Origin of the sequence: Shewanella sp. SM32 (assembly GCF_025654235.1) — a bacterium.
GTDB classification, from domain to species: domain Bacteria; phylum Pseudomonadota; class Gammaproteobacteria; order Enterobacterales; family Shewanellaceae; genus Shewanella; species Shewanella oncorhynchi.
This window is the reverse complement of the sequence record NZ_JAKKRO010000086.1, coordinates 1-14156: the sequence shown is the minus strand read 5'-3', so window position 1 is coordinate 14156 and position 14156 is coordinate 1. Positions and strand designations below refer to the sequence as shown.

16 protein-coding genes and 1 pseudogene are annotated in these 14156 nt (G+C 43.0%); 12 read left to right on the top strand and 5 right to left on the bottom strand.

Annotation, left to right across the window (positions count from 1 at the left end):
• Window positions 1–861: permease (locus tag L5M10_RS21855; protein ID WP_263255911.1), on the bottom strand; the 861-nt coding region annotated here is incomplete at its 3' end.
• A 224-nt stretch (window positions 862–1085) separates the two neighbouring features.
• Between L5M10_RS21855 and L5M10_RS21850 the strand changes: the two genes are divergently transcribed.
• The 11 genes and pseudogenes from L5M10_RS21850 to L5M10_RS21800 all read left to right on the top strand — a co-directional run bounded on the left by L5M10_RS21850 (window position 1086) and on the right by L5M10_RS21800 (window position 8569).
• Complete coding sequence (locus L5M10_RS21850) at window positions 1086–1373, top strand: ArsR/SmtB family transcription factor (RefSeq protein WP_182743184.1); 288 nt, start codon at window positions 1086–1088, stop codon at window positions 1371–1373.
• A 98-nt stretch (window positions 1374–1471) separates the two neighbouring features.
• Complete coding sequence (locus L5M10_RS21845) at window positions 1472–1888, top strand: arsenate reductase ArsC (protein ID WP_182743182.1); 417 nt, start codon at window positions 1472–1474, stop codon at window positions 1886–1888.
• Complete coding sequence (locus L5M10_RS21840) at window positions 1881–2228, top strand: metalloregulator ArsR/SmtB family transcription factor (RefSeq protein ID WP_182743180.1); 348 nt, start codon at window positions 1881–1883, stop codon at window positions 2226–2228. The genes L5M10_RS21845 and L5M10_RS21840 overlap by 8 nt, the downstream gene beginning before the upstream one ends.
• Window positions 2229–2306: 78 nt before the next feature.
• Window positions 2307–2819, top strand: a complete 513-nt coding sequence (locus L5M10_RS21835) for an arsenate reductase ArsC (protein ID WP_263255910.1) — start codon at window positions 2307–2309, stop codon at window positions 2817–2819.
• Window positions 2820–2911: 92 nt separating this feature from the next.
• On the top strand, window positions 2912–3910 hold the full coding sequence (locus tag L5M10_RS21830; RefSeq protein WP_263255909.1) for a permease: 999 nt from the start codon (window positions 2912–2914) through the stop codon (window positions 3908–3910).
• A gap of 11 nt (window positions 3911–3921) precedes the next feature.
• Complete coding sequence (locus L5M10_RS21825) at window positions 3922–4158, top strand: thioredoxin family protein (protein WP_263255908.1); 237 nt, start codon at window positions 3922–3924, stop codon at window positions 4156–4158.
• 7 nt (window positions 4159–4165) lie between these two features.
• A complete protein-coding gene (locus L5M10_RS21820) occupies window positions 4166–4657 on the top strand; it encodes a tyrosine-protein phosphatase (RefSeq protein ID WP_263255907.1) in 492 nt (163 codons plus the stop codon).
• Window positions 4658–4731: 74 nt separating this feature from the next.
• Window positions 4732–5742, top strand: a complete 1011-nt coding sequence (locus tag L5M10_RS21815; RefSeq protein ID WP_011920235.1) for an ArsJ-associated glyceraldehyde-3-phosphate dehydrogenase — start codon at window positions 4732–4734, stop codon at window positions 5740–5742.
• Between the two features lie 23 nt (window positions 5743–5765).
• On the top strand, window positions 5766–7004 hold the full coding sequence (gene arsJ, locus L5M10_RS21810; protein ID WP_011920234.1) for an organoarsenical effux MFS transporter ArsJ: 1239 nt from the start codon (window positions 5766–5768) through the stop codon (window positions 7002–7004).
• A 130-nt stretch (window positions 7005–7134) separates the two neighbouring features.
• The gene (locus tag L5M10_RS21805) at window positions 7135–7416 is read left to right on the top strand and encodes a hypothetical protein (RefSeq protein ID WP_041420606.1); all 282 of its coding nucleotides are present in this window, start codon (window positions 7135–7137) and stop codon (window positions 7414–7416) included.
• A 274-nt stretch (window positions 7417–7690) separates the two neighbouring features.
• Window positions 7691–8569, top strand: a pseudogene (locus L5M10_RS21800) (IS630 family transposase).
• Window positions 8570–9187: 618 nt separating this feature from the next.
• Here the strand turns inward: L5M10_RS21800 and L5M10_RS21795 are convergent.
• From L5M10_RS21795 to L5M10_RS21780, 4 genes are all read right to left on the bottom strand, one after another.
• Window positions 9188–9562, bottom strand: coding sequence for a hypothetical protein (locus L5M10_RS21795; protein ID WP_263255906.1), 375 nt, complete (start codon window positions 9560–9562; stop codon window positions 9188–9190).
• A 677-nt stretch (window positions 9563–10239) separates the two neighbouring features.
• Window positions 10240–10722, bottom strand: a complete 483-nt coding sequence (gene greB / locus L5M10_RS21790) for a transcription elongation factor GreB (protein WP_263255905.1) — start codon at window positions 10720–10722, stop codon at window positions 10240–10242.
• A 20-nt stretch (window positions 10723–10742) separates the two neighbouring features.
• The gene (gene gmtX, locus L5M10_RS21785; protein WP_263255904.1) at window positions 10743–11363 is read right to left on the bottom strand and encodes a gamma-mobile-trio protein GmtX; all 621 of its coding nucleotides are present in this window, start codon (window positions 11361–11363) and stop codon (window positions 10743–10745) included.
• 1 nt (window position 11364) lies between these two features.
• On the bottom strand, window positions 11365–13986 hold the full coding sequence (locus tag L5M10_RS21780) for a VPA1269 family protein (protein WP_263255903.1): 2622 nt from the start codon (window positions 13984–13986) through the stop codon (window positions 11365–11367).
• Here L5M10_RS21780 and L5M10_RS21775 point away from each other — a divergent pair.
• Window positions 13987–14156 (top strand): transposase (locus L5M10_RS21775; RefSeq protein WP_263255912.1); only part of this gene is annotated, 170 nt, incomplete at its 3' end. It lies immediately after the preceding gene.

Here is a 14156-nt window from a genome sequence, read left to right as displayed (position 1 = left end):
AGAACCCATCGCCATCCCTTTTTGCACTAATGCGGCGCTGAGAGGGATTACTGCTTCGGCGCGAATATAAAGTGGAATACCAATTAAAGCCGCCACAGGAATAGCGTACCATTTTGCTTCACCGGCATATTTAACGATTAAATCTGTAGGAATAAAACCGTAGATCATTGACCCCAACAGAATGCCCACAAATAGATAAGGTAGTACTTGTTTGAAGTCCTTCCAAGTAGAGTGCCAAACTCTTATCCAACGGCTCTGAGGCTTACTTTTTGGTGCTATATCAGTAGTCGTTACTGGTTTAGTATCGCAACATGAGTTCGCAACTGCTGTCGATTTAGTTTCGCAACAGGTACTGGCAAAGGAGGAAGGTTTAGTGTCACAACATGAAGTGACAGTGTCTTCCTGAGTATAAGCTTCTTTACGGACATACCTTTCAAACCCCAGCTTTTCAAGTATAAAGCCTGCAATGACAGAGACTCCCATTGCTACTACAAAATAAAAAAGTGCTACTTTTAAGCCAAAGGTGACAACAAATAGTCCGATAATAATCGGATTCAGTAATGGACTGGCAAACAGGAATACCATCATAGGGCCAAAACCGGCACGAGCCCTGAGTAAGCCTTTCAAAAAGGGAATGGTAGAACAAGAGCAAAACGGGGTAATTGACCCAAGTAGTGCAGCAATGACATAACCTCTGCCATTGCGTGAGCTTAGCATCGCTTGTATTTTTTGAGGGGTGATAAATTCTTGTAAAATACCTACTAGGTAGCTTATGACAAGAAATAGTAGGGTAAGCTCAACGGCAAGAAAAGCGAACATGCTTGCCGTTTCTTTCATCATAAGAATCATTTCAGGACTCATTTTTTTACCTCTTCAACTTAAAGTTTCGAATATTCTAGAATAATAGTATTTGGGCGAAGTGTTTTCAATATATTATTTCTAGAATAATGGAAATATTTGGTATACCTATTGATGCTTAAACACATGACACCCTGCTTTTGATTGTTTATGAGTGGTCGATTTTGAGGTCGCTAGGGTAAGGATATTTCTGGTATTATCGAATTAGTTAACGAAATGAGGCCGATATGAATATAGAGAATGCTGCTAAAGTATTAAAAGAACTGGGCCATCCGACGCGTCTCGCCCTATTTCGATTACTGGTCAAGGGCGGATATGCTGGCGTTGCGGTGGGGCAGTTACAAGACGAGTTACAGATCCCTGGTTCTACTCTCTCACACCATATTAGTGCCCTTGTGTCTGCGGGAGTGATTTCCCAACGGCGCGAGGGAAGGGTGCTGTACTGCGTACCTGACTATGAATTATTACAAGGATTAGTGCATTTTTTACAAGATCAATGTTGTAGTGCTCAGTGAACAATTTTGTTAAATGAACAGTAAATTATTACATGTGGATATTTACATATATGGTAAATCGTATATAGTGATGTTCTCTTTCATCAGGACTCATTCCCATGAAAAAACGTGTACTTTTTCTCTGTGTTGGTAACTCTGCGCGTTCACAACTCGCAGAGGCCTTATTAAGACACCAGGCCCAAGGGCAGTTTGATGTGTTTAGTGCGGGTACGCAGCCTGAGCCCATAGATGAGCGAACTCTTGCGCTTTTGCAGAAAAATAATTTGGATACGAGTGAGTTACGTTCGAAGTCTGTCAGTGAGTTTAGTGGGCAATCCTTTGACTTTGTGATCAGTCTCTGTGAAAAATCAACGCAAGAGTGTCAGAGTTTCCCCTTGGCAGATAAGCTTATTGCATGGGATTATCCCGATCCCAGAATCGAATCGGGCACTCGTGGGTTTGAACAAACCTTTAGAGAGTTGAACGAAAGGATTAAAATGTTTGTATTAGTACAGTCGAAGGACATCAATGATTAATCCTACCCAGTTTTTCAAATGTTTAGCCGATGAAACTCGCTTGCGTTGTTTGATGTTGATCCAGCATGAAGGCGAACTTTGTGTTTGTGAATTAACCGAGGCATTGCAAGAGATCCAGCCTAAGATTTCGCGACATCTAGCTCAGTTGCGTAAATGTGGTTTATTAATCGACCGTCGTCAGGGACAGTGGATTTTCTATAGTATCAGTAATGATTTACCAGAATGGGGTAAGTCAGTGTTGAGTGAGGTTACCAGCCAAAATCCGGTATTCCTTGAAGAAAATATGCGCAATCTGTGCAAGATGGGTGGTCGCCCCGAGCGCGCTAGAGCCTGTTGTTAAAGATTGTTCGTAACAAATAAATAAAAAATTTAATCGAAAACATATGAAATTTCATATATTAAATCGCTAGAGGTTGATATGGCACCAGCTATAAAAGTGCTCTTTCTATGTACCCATAATGCCTGTCGCAGCATCCTAGCTGAAGCTATAGGTCGAGATCTCGTCGCTAAGCAAGCTTTGACTACTATTGATCAATGGCAATTTGCCAGTGCCGGAAGTGAACCTGCCGGTGTCGTTCATCCTCAAACTCTATTGCAACTAGCACACAGAGGCTATGTTACCGAAGGGCTCTGTAGCAAAAGCTGGGATATGATGGCGGATTTCACTCCTGACTTAGTGATCACTGTTTGTGATAATGCTGCAGGAGAAACCTGTCCTTTGTGGTTAGGTCAAACACTTAAATTACATTGGGGTTTACCCGACCCAACATCAATCGACGCCCCCGATATAGATGAGCAATTTAGCTATGTYATAGAAACACTTGAAAATCGTATAAAGGCATTAATCTCGTTGCCGCTTTCGGCAGGTATAGAAGCTCAAAAAGCATCATTACAATCAATTGCGAGTCAAKTTCCACTTATTCAAAGATAAATGGTTTGTATTTAATTGGTGTTTATTCAACTAATTAAAATAGCAATATCCTTTTGCTTCATCGCTTTCATGTATACCAAGGAAGTTTGATTATGCTGCAACTATTTTCCGATTTAGCGAGCTGGCTAACCTTTGGRGTAATGGGTTTAGATCCCAATACTAARCTCGCYGACGCYATCCATTTTTTTATTGAAGATACCACTAAGATTTTTGCGCTCCTGTTGCTGATGATTTATGGCATCGCTTTGGTGCGGGCCTCGCTCAATGTCGAGCGCGTTCGGGATTACTTGGCGGGWAAAAATCGTTTTGTCGGTTACTTTATGGGATCGGGTTTTGGYGCKGTTACTCCATTCTGCTCATGTTCGAGCATTCCGGTTTTTTTAGGTTTCACCTCKGCKGGGATCCCCGTTGGGATCACTATGGCRTTTCTGATCACTTCGCCGTTAATTAATGAAGTCGCCGTTCTGTTGCTTGTGAGTCTGTTGGGCTGGAAGTTTACTGTGATATACGTGCTGGTCGGCATGTCAGTGGGTATGTTGGCGGGGGCATTTTTGGACACGATCCGCGCTGAGCGTTGGCTGCAGTCCTTTGCCGCCAAAGCACTCGAGCAAGGWMARGCACAAGCAAGTCACGATAATAGCGAGGGTATGACATCAACATCCATGACGTTAACSGARCGRCATGAATTTGCRAAAGGCGAGACCCTAGAGATTTTTGGCCGAGTGTGGAAATGGGTCATTATTGGGGTTGGGCTTGGCGCCGCACTCCATGGATTTGTACCTGACGGTTGGATCGAAGCCCACTTAGGCGATGGTCAATGGTGGTCTGTTCCTGCGGCGGTATTGATTGGTATTCCTCTGTATTCCAATGCCACAGGGGTTATCCCTATCATGGAGAGCCTTATCACTAATGGCTTGCCCGTAGGGACAACATTGGCATTTTGTATGGCAACGGTTGCCGCCAGTTTTCCTGAGTTCATTTTGCTCAAGCAGGTRATGCAATGGCGTTTRCTGGCCATCGTTTTTGCCATTTTATTGATTTCATTCACCTTAATMGGTTGGATCTTTAACGCTATAGGTCCCGTTCTGTGAGAATTATAAAAATGCTAAACATCAAAGTATTAGGCAGTGGATGTGCCAAATGCACAAAAACCGCTGAGATTATTACCGCCATCGCCAACGAGAAGGGCATCAGTATTGCTCTGGTAAAGGAAACCAATCCAGAAGTCATCATGGGCTATAAGGTGATGAGTACACCCGCTGTGGTGATTGATGAGAAGCTAGTGTATTGGGGCTCCATTCCCCATAGAGCCATGATTGAATCTTGGTTAGTGGGGTAACACTTAAATGTCACATCCATTTGATATTTTGCCGCTAGAGAGTGGTGCTAGGTTGATTTTTACCCCTTGCCCAGGGACTAAATCTGTCCCTGTGACAGAGGCGGTGGCAACTCTTAAAGCGGCGGGGACTGAAGTTATCATCACCCTGATGCCGCTTGGTGAATTGCACACCTTTGGCGCCACCTCATTGCCTGATATTTGTCGTGAAACGGGGATCCGTTGGCTGCATTTACCGATAGAAGACGATGCGTCGCCCGCAGAGGAGTTTGAGTTAGCCTTTGCAAAGCACAGGGCAGAGCTACTTGCCTTGATGCAAAACAAAGCGACGATTGCGATTCATTGTCGTGGTGGTTCAGGACGCACGGGATTAATGGCGGCAATTCTGTTGTTACTAGCGGGAGGCTCCTTGAGTGAAGTGATTACCCAAGTGCAATCGATTCGTCCTAACGCCTTAACGAATGTGCATCAGCGCAGCTATATCGACCAGTTAACGCTTTAGCATAAGAGTAACGCTTTAATCTTAAACAATAATATCAAAAAGATACGATAAAACTGAGTGTGAAGGAAACAGGTATGACAATCAAAATCGGGATCAACGGCTTTGGCCGTATGGGACGTTTAGCGCTGCGCGCTGCTTGGGGCTGGAATGACGTTGAGTTTGTGCAAATTAACGACCCCGCAGGGGATGCGGCGACCTTAGCCCATCTGCTGACATTCGATTCTGTGCATGGCCGTTGGCAGCATGAGGCGAGCAGTGAAGGTGATGACATCATTATCGATGGTAAGCGTATTAGCTGCACACGCAATAAAACCATCGCCGAAACCGATTGGTCCGCCTGCGATGTGGTGATTGAAGCTTCGGGTAAGATGAAAACCAAAGCCGTGCTGCAAGCTTATTTAGATCAAGGCGTTAAACGTGTTGTGGTGACGGCACCTGTTAAGGAAGAGGGGGTGTTGAACGTCGTTATGGGGGTGAATCATCAGCTCTATGATAAAGCCATTCATCCGATTGTGACTGCGGCATCTTGTACCACTAACTGCTTGGCGCCAATTGTTAAAGTCATCCACGAAAACCTCGGCATAGTGCATGGTTCCATGACGACCATTCACGATATTACCAACACTCAAACGATTTTAGATGCACCGCACAAAGATCTTCGTCGCGCGCGGGCCTGTGGTTTAAGCCTCATCCCCACGACGACGGGCTCAGCGACGGCCATTACCCATATTTTCCCTGAACTCAAAGGTAAGCTCAACGGCCATGCGGTGCGGGTACCGCTGGCAAATGCATCTTTAACCGACTGTGTATTTGAGGTGAGTCGTAAAACCACCGAGGCAGAGGTCAATCGCCTGTTAAAAGAGGCCGCAGAAGGGCCATTAAAAGGCATTTTAGGTTATGAGGAACGGCCATTAGTGTCGGTGGATTATAAAACCGATCCGCGTTCGAGCATTATCGATGCGCTATCGACCATGATCATCAATGGCACTCAGGTCAAACTCTACGCTTGGTATGATAACGAGTGGGGTTACGCTAACCGTGCGGCCGAGCTGGCCCGTATGGTCGGTCTGATGGATAAGGCATAAGCTTTGATATTTAAAGGGATACTATGGCTAAGCTGACAGGGTTCTTGTCTAACTTATCACCCGAAATTCGCCAGTATTTAATGATCACTGGCAATTATTGGGCCTTCACGCTTACCGACGGCGCACTGCGTATGTTAGTGGTGCTCCATTTTCATGGCTTAGGTTATAGCCCGCTGCAAATTGCGATGTTATTCCTTTTTTATGAAGTGTTTGGGGTGGTTACAAACTTAGTCGGTGGCTGGCTCGGGGCGCGTTTAGGCTTAAATAAGACCATGAATATGGGGCTATTTATGCAGATTGTCGCCCTTAGCATGTTGCTGGTGCCTAGCGGTATGCTCACGGTCGCTTGGGTGATGGCGGCGCAGGCCTTGTCGGGTATTGCTAAAGATCTCAATAAAATGAGCGCTAAAAGCAGTATTAAGTTGTTAGTGCCTAAGGATGCCCAGGGTGAGTTGTATAAGTGGGTCGCTATGCTCACCGGCTCCAAAAATGCCTTAAAGGGCGCGGGGTTCTTCTTGGGCGGCGCCTTGCTGACGATGTTTGGTTTTCAACAGGCCGTGCTAGGTATGGCGATGGGCCTATTGCTGGTGTGGATTTTTAGTCTGTTAAGTTTGCGGCGCGACTTAGGCAAGGCCAAAAACAAACCTAAGTTTACCGAAATTTTCTCTAAGAGTTCGGCGGTAAACACGCTTTCAGCCGCGCGCATGTTTTTATTTGGCGCGCGGGATGTGTGGTTTGTGGTGGCTTTACCTGTGTATTTGGCCTCAACCTTTGCTTGGGATCACTGGTATGTCGGCGGTTTTCTCGCACTCTGGGTGATAGGCTACGGTGTAGTGCAAGCCTTTGCACCCCAATTAACGGGGACAAAGTCGGTGAGCAAAAACAAGGTTCCCGATGGACGTAGTGCCTTAGGTTGGGCAGCGATATTGAGCATAGTGCCTGTATTGATTGCCTTAGCGCTAACCTATGATTTCCATGCCGCTAACGTGTTGGTGTGGGGATTAATGCTGTTTGGCGCCTTATTTGCCATCAACTCCTCATTACACAGCTATCTTATCGTCAGTTATGCCGATGAAGACGGCGTGTCCTTGGATGTCGGCTTCTATTACATGGCTAATGCCATGGGGCGCTTGATTGGCACTGTGCTGTCTGGCTGGGTGTATCAAGTGTATGGCATGGCGGCGTGCCTGTGGATCTCGGCGGCATTTATTGCGCTCGCTGCACTTATCTCAATTAAGCTTCCAAGACATAGAGCGATATAAAGACATTAAACGCGAAAAAATGTCGCAAACAATATGCGAATTAACATATATGTCATATTTCATATGTATTCTGCCGGTGTTACATAAAGACAGTTAAATGACACCTATGTCTCCAAATGAGGATATCAATATGAAAAAAACAGCACTAATGTCACTGCTTGGTTTAGGATTATTTGCTTGTGTTGCTCACGCTAGCGAGTTCGATTTACCAGGTTTTGTCACTGAAGTAGAAGATGGTCGTCTATGGGTGTTTAAAGAAAATTCAGCAGAATTGACCGAGTTTAAACAGCATGGTGAGCCTGCTAAGCAATTTACTGTTATCGGTGCCGGTCCTAAAGGAATGACGGTTAAATCAGCTGACCAACAAACCTTGGATGAATACCTGATTCAAGCAAAATCTCATAAATGGTGATAAATGACGGGGACTTCGCCCTTTGTCGTGACCAGTAGAAGTGGGGGTGTGGTTGCCAGCAGAGGGCGCAGCTAAAAAATGTACGGATTAGCCCCATTTCTTTGGGGCTTATTATTGTCTAAAACTGGTCATTCGTAACCAGTAGAAGTGTTCAGTCTTTGACAGCAGCATGCGCAATTTGGTGCTGCGTCACTATCTGGTGGTTCTGGCGCTATTATACCAATTATATTAATTATGTGATCTAATTGATCATCAGTTTTTAATCATACAAAATATGAATCATCCCCACATCGCAGCCTTAGTAAAATCGGAGAAAAGTGCACGCAAACGTATGCGCTATCTTGCCTTACTTCATTTCACTGAAGGTCATTCTCGTACCGCCATCGCAAGCATGCTTAAGGTCAGTAGAACCAGTGTCAATCGCTGGGTCACCGCCTATTTAACCCATGGGCTGACTGGCCTTGACGATGCGCCCAATCCGGGCCGTCCTGCGACACTGTCCATCGCACAGCAAGCTAAGCTTAAAGCGTTCGTACAGCACAGAAGTCTATCTGAACAAGGTGGCAGGTTGATGGCCAAGGATGTCGGCCTGTTTATTCAGTCTGAATTTGGTGTGACGTTCAAGCAAGCAAATATCTACCGCTTGCTGCATCAACTTGGCTTCTCATGGATTACCACTCGCTCTCGCCACCCGAAACAATCTGAGGCTATACAAGAGGCTTTTAAAAAACTTCCGGATGGCAACGATCCTTAACACACCTGGGCACGTTGCACTCGATCGCATTGACGTTTGGTTTCAAGATGAAGCCCGCTTTGGCCAACAGAATACCACCACCCGTATTTGGGCTGAGAAAGGGCCCGTCCACGGGCCGTAAAGCAGCAACAATTTGAATCAGCGTATCTATATGGCGCCGTGTGTCCGGCAACGGGGGCGACACAAGCGATTATTGCCCCGCATGCCAATAGCGAATATATGAACGAGCATTTAAAACTGATTTCAACCGCTACCGCATTTGGGCGCCATGCGCTGGTCATCATGGACGGCGCAGGCTGGCATCAACAGGATTTGGCCGATGACTTTGATAATCTGACGCTTCTCAAGTTGCCACCTTATTCACCGGAGTTGAATCCAATAGAGCAGGTATGGCAATGACTGCGTCAAAATGTGTTGGCCAATCGTTGTTTTAGTGGTTATGACGATATTGTCGAACAGTGCTCTATCGCATGGAATACCTTCATTGAGAAGAAAGCAAGAGTGATAGAATTGTGTACTAGACCGTGGACAATTTTGACCAGTTAGTTAATGGAATTGGTATTAATCACTTTTACAGCTTTGAACTGCACAGACTGCTGCTAGCTTTGACTAAATTAGTTTTGAGGAACATTCATTCAAGGAGGCAGGACCGCTTGTGCACCGGTTTTAATAACGTTCTATAATTGCCTTACAAATATTAATCCGAAACCAATTAAATAGAGTAAAAAATCTAACTAGCTTTTGTCCCATTTCGTGACGACTAACTTTGAATGTGTAAGACCGTTAATGGTTTTTTCTGAATTTCCACAGATTTTCCCTATGTATGGGTTATTTTTTATAAATTGGTTGATTAATAGACGCTTAAGGTGGGGAGAAGGAGATTAAGGCATAGCCCCAAATTTTTATTCAGGCGTCAACGCGATTAAAATGTACAAACATTTTAATCGCATCAGAAATATCTAATGTCAAAATAGCTCAATTTTAATGGGAAAAAATTCAAAGAAGAAATAACCAAACCTAGCGTACAATCAACTGTGTTATATGTTCTGTAACTAGTTGAAAATTATCATTTTCTTTGCTTAGTATGACATCTATTGGCTTGGCGCCATTAAAGGGATGATTATGATTGACCAAGTTCATAAACCCATAGATATTTTCAGGGTTGCTGAATAGTGCATTTAAACCAGCGTGAATATTTAGTATATATCTAATTCTTTCAATTTGTTCTTGATTGAAACTCACTTGTTCAAAATCAAGGTCGTTATAGTTTTTGGGCGGTGTGAGTAAAGCCTGAACTTGATCCTGATTGCAGCCCCATTCTTCCAAGATTTTCAATGAAGTTCTCATCCCAATCCGAGTAGCACTTGAACCGTTAAAATCAATTTCTTGCATATCAGATCCTCAGTTTTCATCCATCAACTCATTATTTCATAAAACTCGTATCTTCCGCCTAAACTAGCGTTAAGTCATCTATATTTTGAGGTTAGGATGATCCCTTTTAATAAAAATGCAATTAAATGTGCCCTTAGCATTAGCTGCTTTAACACTGCTAATTGAAAGTTAAATATGTAAGTCTCATAGAAAGCTCAAGGGGGTGAAGATCCTATTTTTTCTGACTGCTTGTACATAAATCAAAATATGTTTATTGTATGTTTTATAAACAAAGTGGCCGAGTTCACTATTTAACTTACAATATTAGCTTTTAAGTAGGTAGCGGTATGAGTGAAGAGTATGACAAGTTAGCAAAGGAAAAAAAGAGGAGGCAATTGGCTTGGGAGAAACATGTACTAAGTGGAGCAAAGCCTTTATATTTCATTCCTAAATCTAGCTCAAAAAGCCCTAGAAGAAGTAGAAATATATTAATAATGCCTAGCTTTAAGATCGACTAAATTTAGGTCAGTGTCGTTGATCTAGCTTTACAATGACCGGTAAGGTTACTGTACAATTTAGTTGCGACTAGTCTTGTATCGGAATTCTGGGATGTGAAAAATAGTCATGATTTTTTTACATCCTCCCCCCACCGGTTTTTATGTGAAGCTTTTTTTAAACAGATTTTGCTATTGATCGTTCTATATTTGAGGATTTTGGTAGGAAATAGAATTTACATACCAGGTATGCTCACCTAATGGTGTACTGACCACAACTTCGTCATCTACTTCTTTTTTCAGCAAAGCACGAGCCATTGGCGCATCGATCGAAATATAGTCATTTCTACCATAGATCTCGTCAGGGCCAACTATACGGAAGTTCTTTGTATCACCCGCATCATTTTCGATTTGTACCCAGGCACCGAAGAATACTTTTCCATCTTGTTGGGGGGAATATTCGACAACCTTCACAGCTTCAATACGTTTTCTCAGATAACGCACACGCGAATCAATTTGTCTAAGTAATCTCTTGTTTTCCTTGTAATCAGCATTCTCTGAGCGATCACCAAGACTCGCTGCCCATGCTACTTTTTTCGTGATTTCAGGTCTGTACTCACGCCAAAGATAGTTAAGTTCTGCATTTAGCTTGTCGAAGCCCTCGCGGGTGATCAAGTTAGTTTTCAAGGTTCTTCCTACAGATTTATCTAGAGGTACTGTAAAGCCTTTTTTATAGCATCTATCGTTGCAACGGGTAAAAAGGGCTCGTTATCATTGCCAGATACTATACTGCCATGCTGCCCTACCTCCAATTGATTCCGCCGTCTAAATTCATCAGACAACAGATACTCAAGAGCCTCGCGCTCAAGGCCTGTTAGCCTTTTTGTGAGAATATCAGATGATCTTCCATCAAAAATCTCTATAACTTGGTTGATAGGAGCTATTTCAGCGACTGCACGCTCGGCAACAATTTTTTGTGAATACAAGATCCTTGCCTGTAGTTTAACAACAGGATCTTTAAGTTCATCTATCCAAGCATAACTTTTGCCATAGCTTAGTTTGTTACTCTTTGGTGTGTTTGAGGATTGCTTGGCAAAGCTTGAAATTAAAGTGCGATAGGTTTCACCTGTTTTGTTTCGAATGCTTTGTGCAGCAGGGACCCCTCGTCCTTTGCCAAGTCGAGCAATGGTCGCATAGCTGAATTCATTCAGGCCTCTTTGTTGCTGCTCTATGCAAATTTGATATATAGCTTGCAGTGAGTGTTGTACTCGCTCTGACACCTGAGCTTTCAGTTGTTTCAAGACGATTTCAGGAGAAATTTCAGTCATATTAATCGACCAGTTTAAGAGGGGTTGCCCCCATAAAAAGTTGTTTCAATTCGTTTTTAGAAATTCGTTCGCCATCTTCAAAATCATTTAAAGTCAAATCACCATCGATAAGCCTGTCGATTTTTTCCCAACTTTTTAGCCTTGAGAGCATCAATTGAGTCATTTGGTTACCCACATTGAGTTGTTCAGTTTCGTTTAAATGCAAAAAATGGGGGGTAATACCATTTTTTATCAGCATCTTATCTAGTGATTGGCTCCTTCTTATTACGGCCTGCTCATCTGTGCAGCTATGGTAAAGCTCTGCGTTTTCACATACTTCGGATAGTTGCTGAAAAGCGCTTACTTCGTTGATTTCAAAATTCACAGAAAAGTCTCTAGGGACAATCAGTTGTAGCTTTGATTCTTCAGATGCTGAGCCTTGATTAATGATGGATTGGCAGTTAAATAAGTGTTTATGGAGGGCGTTCATATCACCCATGTACAAATCCATTTTTTTTGCTTTGATTTCAATCTCTGAGTTCAGTTTTCTTCGTTCAGACTGAAGTTTAAGTTTTTCACCTTCCAAAATAGACGTTTGAGTGCTTTGTGATTTCTGCTGATATATTTGATGTGAGAGTATGTCTATCTTGGTTACAGTATCGTCGAGCTCTTTTTCTAAAAGACTATAGCGTTGCGATTGAGTATTAATCGCCAAACACAATTCGTTAAATAAAGCAGCCAGCCCCATCATAAATGCAGGGCCTGTGACAAAAAACCTACATTGAACGCAGTTTTGCTCCCCGAGATAACCGGCAGTAACAGGATGGTAAATATTGGCTTTCATCGCGATGGCAGCTCCCCCCTCGTTACAAAACCCTCCACCAACAGGACATATACCAAAGTCTCTGAAAAGATAACTCGATGAAGGCCTAGCATTATCTATGGTTGAAAGAAACTCAGTATTGTTAGCGATGAGTTGGCTCTTACATTGTTCAATTCGCTGGGATTCAATAAAACTTTTTAGGGTCTCTGTTGCTTTATTTAATGCCCGCTTTTCCCCAAGAGTGACTTTCTCTCGGATATTGGCTCCCGTTTTGTCGCTCTTAATGTAGTAAATTGACATGATGATTGAAGAATGACCTACCAGTTTCATAATGACTTCAATTGGCATGCCGAATTCAGAAGCGTAGGCATTAATAAGGCTCACCCGCATTGCGTGAGGTGTGTATGCTGATTTAAATGGCGAAAGGGCAATTGCTTGTTGTTGCTTAAGTTGAGATGCACACTCGTTTGGGTTTTGTCCTGCGTATGAAGCTGAAAACAGTTGGTCGTCAGATGAAAAAAATAACGCCGCTGCAAGCCTAGAAGCTAACCTTCCACCAAATGTACCAGGTTCATTTTCTTGAAAGTCACGAAATAAGAAACAGTTGAGCCCCTTTTGTTTCCTTTGGAGTTCGTTCAAATTAGTTCTAGTGCATTCTAGCCACTCAGTCGGTTTCTCTATGGGGTTGTATTTCTCCTGCCATTTTCTTAATTTGATTAGCCAATACGCTAACTCAATCGGCATAAATGGAATGGCGTATCCTTTGCCGTCGAAACTGGTTTTGTTGGAGGTATAGTAAACACCGAAATCACCATCCCCAGTCTTATTTATCATACTCTGTTTTGTGGTTAAACCTGCCAATTTGTTTCTATTTGGTGACCACGTGATTTTGCCAGTCTGAAAATCTGGAACTTCGACGTCAGCCTCCCCTGAATCGCAATAGACAATTTGCCTTCCCCTCGCTGGCAATTGCATTAATGCATAGGTATAGGTCCAATAGATAGGAAGCCAAAGATATGTTTTCTCCCCTTCAACTTTGGTAACACAGTCAGGATCTGATGGGTCAATTTCAATAGATTCATCTATTTGGACCCAATCTGCTGAGAATTTATGTAGATGAAGAAGTTCTGAATAGCTGACTTTTTCAAATTGCGTTTGGGGAAAAATCCACTCGCGTGCGCTTTTTACAAATTGATAAGGCAATGCCAATTTGTTGGTTTCATTAAGTGAAACTGGTATTTGTTCACCATCAAAATTGATGTGAGAAAATGGGTTTTTTGCTCCCTTTATACGAGATACTTCACCAGTATCTTCATCTTCGATGGTCAAGAATTTTACGATGAGCCAATCTAAAAATTCATTGATGGAAAACAGCCATTTTTTCTTTCGAGTAATAGGTACTAATTCAAATAGTTCGAGCATGGGTTGAATATTTGTTTTGCCGCGAGTGAGGTAATCAAGTGGAGATATTTCGAAATTGTTGGGTTCAATGTATTCTCGTACAAATTCACACAGATCTTTGACTTTTGTATCTCCACCTTTTGCTGTTTTCAAAAACTCGGTTATCAAATCGCCCCATGGCTTCAATTCTGGTTCAAAATATCGTACTTGATACGGCCTTTTGACTCCAAAGAAATCAAAAGTATTGGTCCAGCCGTCACTTTCATAATACTCAATCGGAGATGCTGGCATTTTAGGGTCGTTTAGTTTGCTGCGTAAGTTTTTATAATCAGCCAGAGATGTGCCCGCCGTGTCAGAGTAGTTGTCCTGTCTTCTTTTCACAATAGTTATAGTCAGACGGCGGGTGGTTAGCAGGTTCAAATGGCTGTTTATTCACCAGTAAGAAAAGAAGCAATATTAAAAAAGTTATTACCGCCGTTAAATCGCTCTGTGGCGCAGTTGGCTTCAGAGGAAGGCATTTCTGAGCAGACGCTGTACAATTGGCGCAATCAGTTAAAAGCTCAAGGATATGCCGTGCCGGTAAGCGGACA

Excerpts from the sequence above, each read along its gene's own strand:
- L5M10_RS21850 (WP_182743184.1), top strand. The coding sequence starts at position 1,086 with ATGAATATAGAGAATGCTGCTAAAGTATTAAAAGAACTGGGCCATCCG.
- L5M10_RS21845 (WP_182743182.1), top strand. The coding sequence starts at position 1,472 with ATGAAAAAACGTGTACTTTTTCTCTGTGTTGGTAACTCTGCGCGTTCA.
- L5M10_RS21840 (WP_182743180.1), top strand. The coding sequence starts at position 1,881 with ATGATTAATCCTACCCAGTTTTTCAAATGTTTAGCCGATGAAACTCGC.
- L5M10_RS21825 (WP_263255908.1), top strand. The coding sequence starts at position 3,922 with ATGCTAAACATCAAAGTATTAGGCAGTGGATGTGCCAAATGCACAAAA.
- L5M10_RS21820 (WP_263255907.1), top strand. The coding sequence starts at position 4,166 with ATGTCACATCCATTTGATATTTTGCCGCTAGAGAGTGGTGCTAGGTTG.
- L5M10_RS21815 (WP_011920235.1), top strand. The coding sequence starts at position 4,732 with ATGACAATCAAAATCGGGATCAACGGCTTTGGCCGTATGGGACGTTTA.
- arsJ (WP_011920234.1), top strand. The coding sequence starts at position 5,766 with ATGGCTAAGCTGACAGGGTTCTTGTCTAACTTATCACCCGAAATTCGC.
- L5M10_RS21805 (WP_041420606.1), top strand. The coding sequence starts at position 7,135 with ATGAAAAAAACAGCACTAATGTCACTGCTTGGTTTAGGATTATTTGCT.
- L5M10_RS21795 (WP_263255906.1), bottom strand. The coding sequence starts at position 9,562 with ATGCAAGAAATTGATTTTAACGGTTCAAGTGCTACTCGGATTGGGATG.
- gmtX (WP_263255904.1), bottom strand. The coding sequence starts at position 11,363 with ATGACTGAAATTTCTCCTGAAATCGTCTTGAAACAACTGAAAGCTCAG.